The organism is Deltaproteobacteria bacterium, assembly GCA_020848905.1.
Classification (GTDB): domain Bacteria; phylum Myxococcota_A; class Polyangia.
This window is the reverse complement of the sequence record JADLHG010000042.1, coordinates 53,369-69,311: the sequence shown is the minus strand read 5'-3', so window position 1 is coordinate 69,311 and position 15,943 is coordinate 53,369. Positions and strand designations below refer to the sequence as shown.

8 protein-coding genes are annotated in these 15,943 nt (G+C 72.1%); 3 read left to right on the top strand and 5 right to left on the bottom strand.

All coding sequences use genetic code 11. The features are described 5' to 3' along the window. Positions 1-151 precede the first annotated feature (151 nt). From IT371_17430 to IT371_17420, 3 genes are all read left to right on the top strand, one after another. Positions 152-1,048 (top strand): sugar kinase, encoded by an 897-nt coding sequence (locus tag IT371_17430; protein ID MCC6749450.1) that lies wholly within the window; start codon positions 152-154, stop codon positions 1,046-1,048. Then, the gene (locus IT371_17425) at positions 1,048-3,249 is read left to right on the top strand and encodes a sulfatase-like hydrolase/transferase (GenBank protein ID MCC6749449.1); all 2,202 of its coding nucleotides are present in this window, start codon (positions 1,048-1,050) and stop codon (positions 3,247-3,249) included. The genes IT371_17430 and IT371_17425 overlap by 1 nt, the downstream gene beginning before the upstream one ends. Before the next feature lie 93 nt (positions 3,250-3,342). After that, positions 3,343-4,449 (top strand): PilZ domain-containing protein, encoded by a 1,107-nt coding sequence (locus tag IT371_17420; GenBank protein MCC6749448.1) that lies wholly within the window; start codon positions 3,343-3,345, stop codon positions 4,447-4,449. A gap of 23 nt (positions 4,450-4,472) precedes the next feature. Here IT371_17420 and IT371_17415 read toward each other — a convergent pair whose 3' ends face one another. From IT371_17415 to IT371_17395, 5 genes are all read right to left on the bottom strand, one after another. After that, positions 4,473-4,964, bottom strand: coding sequence for a periplasmic heavy metal sensor (locus IT371_17415; GenBank protein MCC6749447.1), 492 nt, complete (start codon positions 4,962-4,964; stop codon positions 4,473-4,475). Positions 4,965-4,967: 3 nt separating this feature from the next. Next, complete coding sequence (locus IT371_17410) at positions 4,968-5,510, bottom strand: hypothetical protein (protein ID MCC6749446.1); 543 nt, start codon at positions 5,508-5,510, stop codon at positions 4,968-4,970. After that, positions 5,507-6,076 carry a sigma-70 family RNA polymerase sigma factor gene (locus IT371_17405; protein MCC6749445.1) on the bottom strand — a complete coding sequence of 190 codons (570 nt, stop codon included), beginning with the start codon at positions 6,074-6,076 and terminating at the stop codon, positions 5,507-5,509. The genes IT371_17410 and IT371_17405 overlap by 4 nt, the downstream gene beginning before the upstream one ends. Before the next feature lie 67 nt (positions 6,077-6,143). Further along, the gene (locus IT371_17400) at positions 6,144-11,189 is read right to left on the bottom strand and encodes a tetratricopeptide repeat protein (protein MCC6749444.1); all 5,046 of its coding nucleotides are present in this window, start codon (positions 11,187-11,189) and stop codon (positions 6,144-6,146) included. Next, entirely contained in the window at positions 11,186-15,937 is a 4,752-nt protein-coding gene (locus IT371_17395) for a tetratricopeptide repeat protein (GenBank protein ID MCC6749443.1), read from the bottom strand. Before IT371_17395 ends, IT371_17400 begins: the two co-directional genes overlap by 4 nt. Positions 15,938-15,943 lie beyond the last annotated feature (6 nt).

Sequence of the window (15,943 nt, the reverse complement as noted above, 5' to 3'; positions counted from 1 at the left end):
TGGGCATGCGCGCATGTGACTCCACCGACGCAGGATTGTCAACAGCGCGCGCGGTGAGGCGCTGTACCTCGACGGTTTTCTGGTTAGAATGTCCGTTCCTGTCTGCGATCGAGGCCGCGGCGCACCGCCGTCTCGCTACGGAGCAAGCATTGTGAGCAACGGCCGGCGCGTCGTGGGAATAGGGGAAGCAGCGATCGACCATCTGGCGGTCGTCGGGCGGTACCCAGAGCCCGACACGAAGACCGAGCTCGCCGGGCTGAGCCTGCAGGGTGGCGGGGCCACGGCCACGGCCCTGGCGGCGCTGGCGGCCCTGCGGGTAGAGACGGCGTTCGTGGGCAAGGTTTCGGACGACGACTTCGGCCGCTTCGTGGTGCGGGGCCTGCACGGGCTGGGAGTGGACACCCGCGCGCTCGTGATCCAGCCCGACCGTCTCTCCCCCTACCGGTTCGTCGTCGTAGAGCACGAGGCGACGCGACGGACGGTGTTTCACACCCGGGGGAGCGTGGACCCTCTCGAACCGTCGGAGCTCCCTCCCGAGCTCTTCACGGACGCGGCCCTGCTGATCGTCGACGGGTATCACGTCGAGGCGCAGATCTGGGCCGCCGAGGAGGCGAGGCGGCGGGGCGTTCGCGTGGTGCTGCGAGCGGCGACGCTGCGCGAGGGGATGGGGGAGCTCGTGGCGCTCAGCGACGTGCTCATCGCCTCGGAGCGCTACGCCGCGGAGGTGGCGCCGCGGGGAGAGGTGGAGGACAGCCTCGTGGAGCTGAGCCGGCTCGGGCCGCACACGGTGGTCATGACCCTGGGCACGGACGGCAGCATCGGTCTCGAGGGGGAGAAGCTCGTCCAGCAGCCCCCTCTCGGCGTGAAGGTCGTCGACTCCACCGGGGCAGGGGACGTCTACGTCGGCGGGTACTGCTACGGTCTGCTGCGCGGCGCGCCCCTCGAGAGGTGCATGCAGCTCGCTTCGGCGGCCGCCGGACTGAGCTGCCGCGAGCTGGGCGCACGGGCCGGACTCCCCTCCCTGGCCGAGGTGGAGGAGGTTACCTAGTGCCCTCGTCCGAACGAGCGGCCGTCGCCGAAGCCCCGGCGCGCGCACGGCCGGTCCGCGCCGCCGCCGCAACCGGCACCCTCGTCGGCGCGTTCGTCGGTGCGCTGGTGGGCATCACCGACGGGATCCTCGGACTCCGCGCCGAGGGCGCCTCGCTCGGCGTGGTGGCGCTCGGCGTGTGCCTCTCCGTCCCCCTCGGCTGGCTCTTCGGCCTCGCGTCCGGAACCATCTACGGGGCGCTCCGTGCGACCCTCTCTCCGACGGTCGGTCTCTGGGGCCGACTGCGTCAGGACGCCGACGCGGACCTCCGGGTCGCGACGGGCCTGCTGGCCTTCGCGGCCTGCATCCTCGTCGAGGTCGCGCTGGTCTACGGTTTCGCGGCGCACGTGGCCGCCGGGATGGCGAACCGGCAGCTTGCAGCGCTCTCGACGGCCCTCGTGGCGGGAGCGGCGCTGCTGGCGGTGCTCGCCGCCTTCTTCCCGTGCTTTCAGCTCGTGCGTCCCCTCACGCGTCGCGTCCCCCGCAGCGCGCGCTGGCCCGCGACCTCCAGTGTCTTCGTTGCGCTCGCGCTGGCCGGTCTGGCAGCGGGGCTCTTCGTGCTCTCTCGCGTCGACTGGCGCGTGCTGAAGCTCGGGCCGTGGGTCGCCCTGGGGTGCATGATCGCATTCAGCGCGACGGTGACGCCCTTCGCAACCCGCCGCTGGCCCGCGACGGGGAGCGCCCCAGCAGCGCTCGCGACCCTGGCTCTGGTGGTGGCGCTGGCCGGGGGCGCTCCAGCCGCTGGACGCTCCGAGATCAACGTCGCCTCCGCCCTGCAGGAAGCGGCGCTCGCACCCCTGGTGATCGGCCTGGCCCGCGCCCTCGGAGATCGCGACCGTGACGGCTACGCGGCCTGGTTCGCCGGTGGCGACTGCGACGACCGGAACGCCGCCGTTCACCCGGGCGCCACGGACGTGCCGGGCAACGGGGTGGACGAGAACTGCCAGGGGGGGGATGCGACGCGGACACGCCCGCCGTCGCGGAAGGTCGCCGCCCGGCCGCACGCTCCCGTCTTCGACGGGAACGTGCTCCTGCTGTGCATCGATACGCTGCGGGCTGACATGCTCGGCGCCATGGGGCACACGGGGGGGCTGACCCCCGCGCTGGACCGGCTGGCCCGTCGCGGCGTGCTCTTCCGGCGCGCGTTCGCGCAGGCGGCCAACACCCCGCAGTCCTTCCCCTCGATCTTCACGTCGCTCTATCCCTCGCGCGTCCCCTACCGAGAGAAGTTCGTCGGCTATCCGTCGCTCCGGCCGGACGCGGTGACCTTCTTCGAGCTCCTCAAAGAGAAGGGCTTCGCCACCGCTGCCGTTACGTCGCACTTCTACTTCACGCCCGAACGGGGGATCACGCAGGGGGTGGACCGCTGGGACAACGAGGGGGCGAAGACCCTGCGGGAGAGCAACCACGACATCGCCGCGCCGCGCATCGTGCCGCGCGCGCTCGCCACGCTGAAGGGTCTGGCCGGCAAGAAGCAGCGCTTCGCTCTCTTCGTCCACCTCTTCGAGCCCCACAGCACCTACGTGACGCACGACGAGCTGCCGCGCGTCACGGAGCGGGGCGCGGCCGGGCTGCGGCGGAAGTACGAGTACGAGGTGAAGTACGTGGACCGATGGGTCGGCCGGCTGCTGGAGGGGCTGGACCAGCTCGGGCTGACGCAGCGCACAGCGGTGGTGGTCTTCGCCGATCACGGCGAGGCGTTCGGCGAGCACCGATTCTTCTTCCACGGGCAGGCGCTCTACAACGAGGTGCTCCACGTCCCGCTCATCCTGGCGGTGCCCGGCTGGGCCCCGCGGATGGTGGACGCCCCCGTGCCGCTGCTGGACCTCGCGCCGACGGTGGTCGAGCTGGCCGGTGCTACGGCGCCGGAGGGGTTCCAGGGCCAATCGCTGGTCCCGCTGGCTCGGGGAGCGGCCCCCCCCGCGAAGGAACCACGCCGCCTGGGGGCCGTCCTGCTGCCCTATCCGGCGTGGCCGAAGGGACAGCGCGCGGCGCTCCTCGGCTCGTACAAGGCGATCCATCGCGTGACGGAGAACCGCTTCGAGATCTACGATCTCGCGCGAGATCCCAAGGAACAGCGGAATCTGGCCGCGGGAGATCCCGCTCTGGCTACCCAGCTCAAGGGTGAGCTGGCACGCTTCTCGGAAGCGGAGCTGGACTAGTCGACGGCCCTAAGGGGCGGCGGCGCGACGCAGGACGCAGGACGAACGCAGCTTAACCCGGCGCGGCAGGCGCCGATTGAAGGGGGTACGACGATGCGTGATCGGGTGGCCGTAGCCGGGGTGGGGCTTTCGGGAGGGCTCGAACCCATGGCGGGGGCTCTCGGGCTCTACGTCGTGAAGGTCGCCGACTTCGAGACGGCGCGAGCCGCCCTCGAGGAGAATCCCCCCCTCTGCGCCGTGGTGGACTGGCGCAGCGCGGTGGGACGCGACCTCTGCCTCGGCGTGAGAGGCTCGCCGGTCCTCGCCGACCTGCCCCTCGTCGCGGTCGTGGACGACCCCTGGTCCCCGACGGTCGGAGAGGCGTTCACCTCCGGCGCCGACGACTACGTGGCCATCGCGGATCTCGAGCACGTTCGCGGCAAGCTGGCCTCGCTGCGGGGCAGCGGCATCGCTCTCGGCGGGAGCCTGACCGGCGCCGTGATCCTCGCGGACCCCGACCGCCAGCGTCGCGTGCAGCTGGCGCGGCACCTGGGGCGGATGGGGCTCAACGTGCGGTTCGCTCTGGACGCGGACGGGATCCCGAACGACCCTGAGGTGCGCCTGGTCGTGGCCCACTACGAGCTCCCGCCGCACGGCATCCTCCCGGCGCTGCGTCGACTGGAGACGGCGCGCGCCTCGGACTCCGCCATCCCCTGGGTGGTCGTGGGTCCCACCGAGGCTCTGACCGCGCTGAAGAACGACGTGGGGGATGCGCCCGGCCTGAAGTTCTTCGACGAGGCCAGCGATCCGGCGCAGATCGTGTTTCTGGCCAACCAGCTCCTCGTGGGACAGGCCAAGGCCATGCGCCGCAGTCCGCGCTTGCTCTATCAGGTCCCCGCCGCCATGAGCGCGGCAGGTGGCCCGGCCGCCTCTCCTGCCGCCTGGGGCTACACCTACAACATCAATCGCGGTGGCCTCTTCATCCGCACGATCACCCCGCCAGCGGCAGGCTCGATGCTGGAGATCGAGTTCACGCCCCCGCACGGTCGTGGCCGGGTGCGCGTGGAAGGGAAGGTCGTCTGGCGGCAGGAGTTCCCCGGAACGCGCAGCTCGCCCGCCGGCTGCGGTATCCAGTACGGTGAGCTGCCGCTGGCCGACGGGGCCGCGCTCGAGGTCGGGTACGGGAAGCTCCTCGAGGAGAGCGGCGAGCAGGCGGACTGAACGCGGCAGCGACCTCGGCAGGCTCAGAAGTTGTCGTCGGGTCCCATCCCGTGACCGCCGCCGGGCCCTCGCTTCATCCAGCGGTGGCCCCGCCCGGGGAGCAGCCCGCGGAGCTTTTCCCACTGCGGCTTGCTCATCAGGCGCCGGATGTGCAGCATCATCAGCAGCCGCTGCTTCTTCACCTGCCCTTCCGCGCGAGTCACCTTCTCCACCAGCGCCCCCACCTTGTCGTCGCTCGGCACGCTGTCGGACTCCATCAGCTCCCAGAGGTCGAGGCGGGCCGCTCGAAGCTGCGCCTCGAGGGGGATCATCTGCCGCTGCGCGGCGAACGCGATCTTCCGGATCTGCGCCAGCTGCTGCGGACTCAGTCCGACCTGCGACGCGACGCGAAGCAGTCCGTGTCCCGGCCCCCCTCCGCCGTGCGGCGCCGGCGGGGGACCGGGTTGGGCCCACCCCGTGCTTGCGGATGCCAAGAGGACGAGCGTGAGCGACATTCCACCTAGCGTGCGATGCATGGGTCACCTTCCAGGTTTCTGGTTTGCGGCCGATCGGGGCAAGAGGTCCTCCGGACGGATGTCTTCGTAGATTCGAGTGCCCGTCGCCGCCGAGGAGTCCGACGGATCCTCGGCCATCCACTCCGTGGGGACCTCGTCGGAATCGGTGCGGTAGATCCCTTCGGCCAGCGAGAGGGCGCCGAGCAGGTCCACCCGATCTGCCCGATCGGGGACCTCGTCGAGGGCTCGCGGTGGCGTGGCCGTCCCCGGTTGCCGCCAGGCGTGGCGACCGCCGCCCGCAAGCGCGAGCACGACCGCTCCGACGGCCACCGCCCCCGCGAGGAGGAGGGCTGGCCGCCACCGGGGACGCTCCGCCCGCGACGAGACCGTCGCGCCACTCCCGACCACGTAGGGTGGACGAGGCAGGGTCTGTCCTGCCGCCTTGAGCAGCACGAGAGCCTCGGACAGACCGCGGCAACTCGAACATCCCCGAAGGTGCGCGGCCACCTCGGGCGTCTCTTCGCCCGCGGCCACGGCGCGTTCGACGGTGCGGCACAGGCGGCTCATGGGGACTCCTCCAACGTCGAGCGCAGTCGTTTGACCGCGCGCAAGAGGTGCGTCTTCGTGGTGCCAGGCGACACGCCCAGCGTCTGCGCGACCTCGGGGACCGAGAGACCGTGCACGTGCCGCAGCACGAAGGCCGCGCGCTGCTGGGCCGCCAACCCCGCCAGCGCCGTCCGCACCCGCGCCGCCTGCTCCGCCATCTGGAGCAGCTCCTCGGGGCCCGGAGACGTCGAGACCGGTGGCGCCACGACACCGGGCAGGAGATGTGACAGCCGAACCCGTATCCGCCGCCGCCGCAGAGCCTTCAAGGCACGGTTGACGACGATACGCAGCAGCCAGGTGTGCATGGCTGCGTCGTGCCGAAAGCGGGGGAGGGAGCTGCGCGCCAGCACCCAGGCGTCCTGCACCGCGTCCCGCGCCTCCTCCGGCTCGCCGCTGATATCGAGGGCGATCCAATAGGCACGCTGGGCCCACGCGGCGAAGGTCGCTTCGAGCTCCGCGACGAGGTCCTCCGGCGTGACGGCGATCACCGAGGTCCCCTCCATCGATTGGCCGAGCTCGCCCGTCATTGACCTGTTAGACCCCCGACGGGGCCGCTCGGCATACCGCCTGCCCACGCCGAAGTGAGACCTCCGCTCAGGCGGGCAAGGCGATCCCCAGCCGCTCCCGGAGCGTCAGGTGCTCCTCGCTGACCGCGAAACAGAGGAGGTGGCGCAGCCTGGGCCCCGCCATGGCCGCGACATCTGCTGGCGTACTCGCGGAGGCCCGCAGCTGATACCCCTCGTCGCGGAGGAGCATCCGGACGGCGGCGGGCACGTCGCCACAGATCACGAGCGCCAGGCGGTCCTCGCTCTGGCGCATGGCGGCGACCCACTGCTCCGGCTGCAGCGGGCGGTCGCCGAGCTCGAGCGCCACGGTCTCCAGTTCGGCGCGCTGCTTGCGGTTCAGGGACCGCCCGAGCACCGCTTGCCAGGCTTCGAGCTCGGCAGCGGGGTAGGGGGGCGAGTAGCTGGCGCAGATGACCGAGAGCGTCGCCGCGACCAGCCGGCCGAGGTCCTCCGGCTCGTGCCGCAAGGCGAGCAGGTGCCGCAGCCGGACGCGCGCCAGCGCCCGCGCGATGCGGAGGCGCAGCTCCGGCCCCGACAGCTCCACGTCGCGCGGCAGGTAGAGGCTGGGGGTCGCGGTATCCTCGACGCGCAGCTGTTCGAGGCCCCCTTCGGTGCGGAAGCACTGCACCGTCACCCCCCCGAGCGCCTTGCAGAGCTCGTGCACGAGCTCCGCCAGCTCCGGGTCGGTCCGCGCAGAGAGCTTGCTGGGTCGAGGGGTGGGGAGCGTCTCGTGCGGCACCGCCCTGCGGAGCGCGGCCTCGGCGCCGAGGAGCAGGAGCCGCAGCGGGCCGCGCCCGTCGGGGTGTACGATCTGGCCCTCCACCTCCTCGTTCGTCACCGGCCGGGGGGGGAGCAGCGGTGCGTGGGAGCGCCGCCCCTTCACGTACGCGCGGTCGGCCTCGGTCGCAGCGCCGACGGAGGCCAGGACGCTCCGCGCCACGTAGACCCGGTCCGGCGCCTCCTGGCGGCCGAAGACGCTGAGCAGCGCCTGGTACGAATCGATGCGGAACGGATCCCGGTCGAGTCGGGCCCGGTGCACGGTCAGACTCGACTCGAGGTGGGCGTGTAGGCCGCGCAGGTCACCCTGGCGCCGGAGAATAACCGCCATCACCTCCGTCCCCTTGAGGTCCCCGGGGTCGAGGGCCAGGGCGCGCCGGCACGCCTCCTGCGCGCGACGAAGGTCTCCGAAGCCGTCGGCGTAGATCTGCGCGAGCTGCAGGTGGTAGTCCTTCACGCGGTTGCGGTCGTCGTCGCGCTGGATGAGCTGCTCGGTGATGGCCACCGCCTCCTGCCACGCCTCGCGCTTGATGAGCAGGCGGCTCAGGCGCGTGAGCGCGCCGAGGTCGTTCGGGTCGAGCTCCAGCACGCGACGGTATTCTTCGGCGGCTCGATCGGGGTCGGGGAGCTTCTCGTCCCAGATCATGCCCAGCTCGAAGTGGAGCGCCTTGAGCAGCACGGGGTCCTCGGTGAGGCGCACCAGACGACGGTCTACCCCGGCGAGCGCCTTGTAGTCGCTGCCCCCACGGCAGAGCTCCGCGAGAGTGGTCAGGAGCGCTCGGTCGTCCGGGGCCAGCTCGAGCGCTCTCACGATCGTCCTTCGAGCCCCGAGAGTGTCCTGCAGACGACTGCGTTGCAGCTCGGCGATTCGCGCGAGGAGCTCGCGCTGTTCGAGTACTGTGGGAGCCGCTTCCGCCACCTGGCTGAGGAGCGTCACGAGCTCCTTGTGCTCGCGTCGCGAGGTGAAGAGCCCAGTGAGGGCGCTGATCGCCCCCTGATGCCTCGGGTCCACGGTCAGCACGCGCCGGTACGCCGCGACCGCCATGAGGGGGTCCTCCACCCGGAGCTGCCAGATGCGGCCCGCTTCGAAGAAGCAGCCGGATCGCCTCGGCAGGTCGAGGCTGGCCTCGGCTTCGAGTTCGAGCGAGCGCGCCATGCTCGCCGCGTCGCCGCTCGCCCGCGCCGCGCGGTGCCACCCACGAACCGCGGGCAGGTAGCTCGGGAGCTGCTCTGCGGCCAGGCGGAAGAGCTCGAGCGCCTGTTTCAGCTGGCCCCCGTTGGCGTGAACCGACGCGATGGCGGTGAGCATCGCGGCCTGCTCGGGCACCGTCTGAGCGGCCTTCGCGTACCGTCCGAGCACCTGCGCGAGCTCCTCCGGTTGCCCGCTGGTCCTCGCGTGGCGCTCGAGGGTGGCGAGGGCCTCGGCGTGGGCGGGCTCGCGCACGAGCACTTCGACGGCGCTCTGCGCGGCGCCGCGAAGATCGTCGAGGCGGTCCTCGCGCAGCGCGGCCACCACCACGGCACAGGCCTGCCGGTAGTCCTGGTCCTCGCACGGCTCGCGGGTGAGCTCGAGCACCGCGGCGAGCGCCTCCCAGCGCTGAAGGCGCGCGAGCAGGACCTCGAGCTGCCGGAGCACGATGGCGTTGCGCGGCGACAGCTCGAGCACCCGGTCCAGGGCTTCCACGGCGCGCTCGAGCTGATGCGCGTCGCCGCTCCACAGCCGCGCCAGCTTCGTGCAGGCGAACGCCCGCTCCCAGGGGTCCCGCGCCCGTTTCAGCTCGAGCTGGTGCACCGCGATGAGGTTCTGCCGGTCCCCCACGGCGGCGTAGAGGCGGGCCAGGTGCTGAACCGCCGCGTCGTCCTCGGAGACCCGTGCGGCGCGGCGGAGGTGCTCGACCGCCAGCGCGGGCCGTTGACCGTGCTGCAGGAGCTCGGCGAGCCGTCGGTGGTGCAGAGCCTGCACCGCCGGGACCTCGGCGGGAGGCAGGCGCGTGAGGAGCTGGAAGAGCTCGGCGTGGTTCCCGGTCTGCCGGTAGAGCCGCACGAGCTGGTCGGCCGCGGCTGGCCGGTCGAGGTCCCCCTTGAGCGCTTCGGCGAAGCAGACGGCAGCTTCCTCGGGGCGCTGGAGCTGCTCGAGCAGGAGCCTCCCGCTCTTCATCAGGAGCCAGGTCCGGTGCGCCGTCTCCTCGGTGTGATCCAGCTCGCGACGATGCAGCTGCAGGAGCTGCTCGTGGCGCCCCCCGCGCTGGAGCAGGCGGCCCGCCGCCATGAGCGCTGGCTGGTGCGTCGGGTCCCGGTCCAGCACAGCCAGATGCGTCTCGAGCGCCGCCGGGCCGTCCCTGAGCTCGTGCTCCTGGACCTCGGCCACCTCCTCGAGCAGAGCGACAGCACGCCACCGGTCGTGCGTCTGATCGGCCTCCGTCCGCAGGACACTCACGAGGTGCTCCCAGCGTCCCGTGAGCGTGTAGATGCGCCGCAGCGCTCGTAGCGCCTCGAGGTTCGCGGGTTCGAGGAAGAGGAGCCGCTCGTGCGCGCTCACCGCGGCGTCGGGGTCGGCGAGTCGCGTTTCCCAGAGCTCGGCGATGCGCCGGAGGATCGCCACCTTCTGCTCCCGCTCCGTCGTCTGCGCCAGGTCGCGTTCGTAGGTGGCGATCAGCTCCTCGTAGCGGCCCTCCGTGTGGTACACGCGGCTCACTCCGCGCATCGCCGGGCGATAGCCGGGCTGGAGCCGCAGGGCCTCCTGATAGTGCTCGGCCGCTGCCGCGCCGTTCAGGAGCTTCGTCTCGTAGAGGTCGGCGATGCGGTAGTGGATCGCCGCTCCGTGACTCGGGTCGGTGAAGAGCGCCAGCTCGTCGGCGAGCAACGCGACGAGCTCCGCGTGGAGCCCCTTGCGCTGATAGAGCCGCGCGAGGAGCATGCGCGCCGGCATATGCCGCGGGTCCAGCCGAAGCGCGGTCCGCAGGGTGCCGATGGCCGCGTCCGGGTCCTGCAGTCGCTCGACCTGCACGCGGGCGAGCTGGAAGGCGATGGCTCCACCGTCCGGGCCCTGCCCCACGAGCTCGAGGGACCTCTGCAGGGCCACCGCCAGGCCGGCCCACTTCTTCTCGCGCTCGAGGAGCTGCGCCAGGTCCTGCTGGACTGCGAGGTCGTCGGGCGCCCGTTCGGCCGCCTGCTCGACGGCCCGGAGGGCCATCTCGGCGTTGCGCAGTCGGCCGGCGTAGTAACGCGAAGCCTCCCACAGGGCGGCGGCGGCCATCGGTCCGTCCTCTGCCTCGCCGAGGCTCTCGTAGAGCTTCGCGACCACGGGGTAGTCGCGGTTGGCTCGCGCGACGCGCAGCAGCGCCCGGAGCGCCTGCTGATTCGTCGGGGCGGCGTTGAGCGCGCTGTGAAAGAGTCCCGCGGCTCCCTCGAGATCACCCGCGGCCTCGCGCAGCCGGCCGACCTCGCAGAGGTACGCCGACCGGAGCGCCGGGTCCTCGCAGAGCCGAAGCTGCCGTCGCAGTAGCGCCTCGGTCTGATCGTGGTCCCCCTCGTGACGCGCGAGCTCCGTGAGGGCTTCGATGGCCAGGGGGTCCTCGGGGTCGATCTCTAGCGCCCGCGTGAGATCCGCCCGGGCGCCCGCCAGGTCGCGCAGGTGGGCCACCCGATAGAGCGCGCGGTCGACGAGGACGGCGACCCGCTCGGCGGCGGAGGGCGCGCCGCTGAGCTCGGTATCCATGACCCGCACCACCCCCGCGTGGTCCCCGCGTCGCGAGAGCAGGCGGACGAACGAGCGGTTGTTCACCCCGAGACCGGGCCACCGATGATGGCTCGCGCGGTAGCACTCGAGGGCCCGTTCCTCGTCCCCCAGGTTGACCTCGACCAGTCGGCCGAGCTCGTAGTGCAGGACGGCCGCTCGCCGGGCCGAGGTCGCCGCGCCGGCCTCGCGCTCGAGCCGAGCAGCACGCTCCTCCCAGTACCGGCGATCTACCTCGGGGGGAGGGGCGACGACCTGTGCCGCGTGCCGTCCCGTGTGGGAAGCGCGCTCCTCGGCGGGGACCGTGAGTTCCTCGGTCTGTCCCTCCATCGCGCCGAGCTCGCGCAGCAGGTCGCGATCGACCTCTTCCGGACCAGCCTCCTCGGCTTCCTGGACCGGAGTCCGGCGCAGTTCGTCGGCGATCGATTCCTTCGGGCCGGGAGCCTTGCCGTACGCTCGCGTCTCGACGCCGCGAATGGGGGGCTTCCCTTCGCGAGGGCGGCCGACCTTGCGCGGTCGCCCCGCTCGCCGCGTCACCGAGGGATCGTCGTCGCGGGTCATCGTCGCGTCCCCTCTGCCGGAGCCAGCCCAACCTCCTGCCGCGCGGCGAAGTACTCCTCGCTCACCACGTACTGCAGCAGGTCTCCGAGCTCGGCGCTGGTCACGTTCCCCATCAGCGCGGCGGCCTCCTCCAGGCCGAGCTGCGGATCTCCCGCCGCGAGCAGGCCCGCCCGGTTCGCGCCGCAGCTGAGCGCGCGCGCGAAGCTCCCGGCGTTCACGGTGGGGAGCGCCTGCACGATGGGCTCGATCGCCTGGGCGAGGATCCGTCGGTCCTTCCGACCGAGGAGCTTCGCGATGCGCTTCACCTCCTCCGCCTGGTACTCCGCGTCCTCCGCGCCCGGCTGCGCCTCCGCCTGGTCCGGGAGCGCGACGCGGATCAGCGTGGCGAGCAGCCCCCGGATCTCGCGCACCGAACGATCGCGCAAGATGAGCGCGTGCTCCGACAGAAAGAAGAGGGCGCGCCCGAGACGGTAGCGGGTCCCGGCGCCGAGAGGGCCCGCGGCGAGGCGGCTGCCGAGGATCAGCGCCGGCTTGGCGAACATCTCCACGGTGACGAGCTCGGGGTCTCCGGGGGAGGTCCAGAGCTCGTAGGCCGGGCTCCCGACGAGGCGGGCGAGGCTCGCGCACTCCTCGTGGAGCGGATCGTCCTCGGCGACGCGGTCGTGCCGCGAGATGCCGTACCGCTCCGGGTCGGTCGCCACGATGCGCTGGAGGCTCGGCCCGGCCGTCTGCAAGAGGTCGCGCAGGGCGCCCCGCGCCTCGTGGGGGACGACGAGCTGGAGGTAGCGTTCCGGCGACAACCCACCCGTCGCCAGCTCTCCACAGCGCGTCCGGTGGTCGACGAGAAACTGGTGTTCGACCTCGTCGAGGGCTCCGAGGCGTTCGAGCACCACGCAAGCGCAGTAGAGCCGATCGAACTGCCGTTGCCAGCGGAAGATGCGCGCCATCTGGTGGTAGAGGCGATCGTCGAAGGGACGTCGCGCGAGCTCCGCCCGGTGGTGCGCGACCGCCGCCTGGAGATGCTCGGCCACCGCCGACCGGTTACCCCTGCGGCCGTGGATCGCCGCCAGCCGCTCGGTCGCCTCGAGGTCCAGGGGGTCCAGGACGAGCACCTCCTGCAGCGCCGAGACCGCGCGCTCGTCGTCCTCGAGGCGCTCCTCGGCCAACTCGGCCAGTTCCTTGCGCAGACGAATGCGCTCCGCCTCGTCCTCGGCGTGGTCGGCGAGTCGCTCGAGCGCTGCCACCTGCGCGCGGTAGTCGCACGCCGCGGCGGCCGCCTCCACCGTCTGGCGCAGGAGCCACGGATCCACCCCGCGCACCTCCTGGGCGGCCCGCAGCAGCGCATCGAGCGCCGCGCGTGGCTGCCCGAGCTCGGTGTAGAGCTCGCCGAGCCTCCTGCGCAGACGCAGTCGCTCTTCGGCGTCGCCGACCAGCCCCTCGGCCTGGCTGTAGGCCGACTCGGCCTTCGCCAGCTCGTGCCTCTCGAAGTAGAGGTCCCCGAGCGTCACCAGGGCGAAGACGTGGTAGGGGTCGATCTCGAGCACGCGCCGCAGGCAGGCGATCCCCTTCTGGCGTTGCTGGAGCTGTTCGAGGAGCAGGCGGCCGAGCTCGACGTACAGCGGCAACAGCTCGGTCGTGTCCTGCGTGGCGGCGATCTGCCCCTGCAGGAGCGCGGCGAGTCCCTCCCAGTCCTCCCGGGCCCGCAGGAGCTCCTGGAGTCGACGGAAGGCACGCGGGTGCTCGGGCTGGAGCTGCAGGACCGTCTGGTAGAGCGGGATGGCCCGATCCGGTTCCCCGAGCCGCTCCTCGTAGAGCTCCGCGGCGCGAGAGAACGCGTCAGCGCTCGCGTCGGAGGACTCGAGGCTCTGGCCCTCGAGCTCGGCCAGCTCTGCGAGCTCGGCCCACCGCCCCTGGTCCTCGCACAGCAGCTCTAGGCCGTGCAGGGCGCTCCAGTGCCCCTTGCTGTGCTCCAGCGCCTCGCGGTAGGCCTGCTCCGCGGGCCCCGGCTGGCCCAGCCGCAGCTGCACCTCCGCCAGCTCGGTCCAGAGGCAGGCCAGCTCGAAGGGCTCCTTGGTGGCCTGGATCCTGCCAAGGAGCAGGTCGGCCAGTTCGGCGGCCGCACCGGCGTCCCGCAGCAGCCGCTCCATGGCCCTCTGGGCGTAGATCCGCCCCGACTTCAGGCCCAGAGACTTCGCGTAGTGCGGGACGGGGTCGCCGTAGCCGAACTCCTCTCGCAGGCGTCCGACGCGAAGCTCGAGCTCGGCCGCAGCCCGGTCGTCCCGCACCGTCCCGGCCAGGCGCTCGAGAGTGTCGATGGTTTCCCGACGAAGCTCGAGCCGCTGATAGAGCTGCAAGACGGACCAGAGGGTCCAGACGTTCGGCTCGCTCTCCATCGCGCGCTCGTAGAGCTGCGCCGCCTTCCGCGGCTGCCCCGCGTGACGGTCGGCCAGGTCCGCGAGCTGCAGGCAGAGGCTCGAGCGCTGCCGCGGCGAGGTCGCGTGCTCGAGCGAGGTGCCGAGGTGCTCGAAGAGCTGGGAGTGGTCGCCCTGCTCCTCGAGCAGCCTCGCCACGCTGGCCTGCGGTGGCGCGAGCGTGGGACAGAGGCGCAGCGACCGGAAGTAGTCCCTGAGCGCCTCCGACGGATCTCCCAGGCGCTCCTCTTTGAGCGCGCCGATCTGCCAGAGGCGCAGAGCCTTGGCACGTCCGTCGGCCGCGCCGTCGAGGGTGCCCTCCAGCAGCACCGTGAGCTCCGCCCATTCGCCGCGGCGCTCGAGCAAGCGGGCGAGGGCGGCGATGGCGGGGTGGTAGTCCGGCTGGCGGTCCAGCAGCACGCGGTACGTCTCGGCGGCGCGCGCCTCGTCGAGCAGTTCCTCCTCGTAGATCTGGGCCACGGCGTAGTAGAGGGACGAGATCTGGTCCGGGTCCGTGGAGGCGAGGATCTCCGCCTCGTGCATCTCGATGAGCTCGCGCCAGTGCCCCCGCTGACGGTAGATCCGGCCGAGCGCGCGAAGCGAGGGGAGATACTCCGGGCTGACGGCGAGAGCGCGTCGGTAGCACGCGACCGCCTGATCCAGATCGAGGAGCTGGTCCTCCCAGATCTCGCCGATCCGGTGGAGCAGCTCGGTTCGCCGCTGGGAGTCGCCGATGAGCTCGACCTCGCGTTCGGTGAGCTCGGCAAGGTCGTGCCACCGGAGCGCCTCGGCACAGAGTCGGGCGGCGGCGCGCAGCATGCCAAGGTCCGTTGGCGCGAGGGCCAGGGCGCGCAGGTAACAGTCGATGGCCTGCTCGGGTTGCTGCAGGTGGTGGTACCAGACCGAGGCCATCGTCTCGAAGAGATGAATGCGGCGCTGCGCGTCCAGCTCGTGCGACAGCTCCTGGTCGTAGAGCTGCAGCAGTTCCTCCCAGCGCTCGAGGCGGGTGAAGAGCCGCTCGAGGGCGGTGACCGAGGCCTGGTAGCCGGGCCAGGCCGTCACCGCCTCGCGGTGCGCCTCGAGGGCCTCGTTCGTCCGCCCGTGCCTTTCGAGGAGCACCGCCACGCGAAAGAGCCGCTGGGCGCGAGCCCGCGGATCGGTGACGGCGAGGAGCTCCGCCCGGTGCACCGCGAGGAGCTCGTCGACCTGGCCGGTGGCCTCGAGGATCTGCGCCAGCCCTTCGAGCGCGGGCTGATAGGACGGCGCCGTCTCGAGGGCGCGCCGGTACCAGACCGCCGCCGCGTCGGCGCGGCCGAGCGAGAGCCGGTACAGGTCGGCGACGTGACACGCGAGCCCCGCCGCGAAGCCCGGGTGCCGCTCGAGGGAGAAGAGGAGCTCCCCCACCTCGGCCGCCTCCGCAGGGCGCTCGCCGAGCCAGAGCAACTCGAAGGCATCGGCCGCCACGCCGAAATCGGGGGCCAGCTCGAGCGACCGGCGAAAGGCGCGGACCGCGGCGTCCGCGTCCCCCACGACCTCTCGGTAGAGCCGAGCCGCGCGCGCGAGGAGTCGCGCGGCGAGCGCCGGCGGAAGACCCGGCAGGTCGGCCTGGCGCTCGAGGACCCGCGCCTGATCGACGTACTGCCGGGCCTGCTCGTGGAGCTGCTCGAGCGCGACGAGGACCACGAGCTCGCCGGGAGACGCCCGGTCCGCCGCCGCGAGCGACTGCACCGCGGTCGCCGGGTCCGTCTCGGCGGCCAGGAAACCGAGGTCCACGAGCAGGGCGACGCGGAGCCGTTCGTCCGCCATACCTTCGATCAGTCGCAACACGGTGGCCTGCCGGCCCGCCGCATCCCCGTCGATCGACGAGAAGAGCTCGAGGAGCTTCAGGGTCGCCACGTCGGCCGGGTCGAGCCGCTGGGCCTCCTCGAGGATCTCGCGGGCCCGACCGAGATCTCCCATCTGCGTCCAGACGAGCCGCGCCTGCTGCCGGAGGAGCGAGCCTCGGGTGAGGGGATCCCGTGTTGCGCGCGCCTCGGCGTCGAGGAGCTTCAGCGCCAGGACGTGCGCATCGCGATGTCGGTAGAGCTGGCGCGCCAGGCGCAGGGTCGGGCGGAACTGCGGCCGCAGCGTGTACGCCTTGAGCAGGTACTGCGCGGCGTTGACCTCCTGCCCCTCGGCGAGCGCGATGCGCCCCAGCTCGTAGAGGAGGAGCGCGGAACGACGCGTATCGTCGGTGCTCGCCACGAGCTCGGCCTTGAGCGCCGTGAACTCCTCCTTGGGGTCGCACCACACGTCCAGGCGGAAGCCCCCCAGGGGCTCGAGCTTAGGGCCCGGCACGGAATA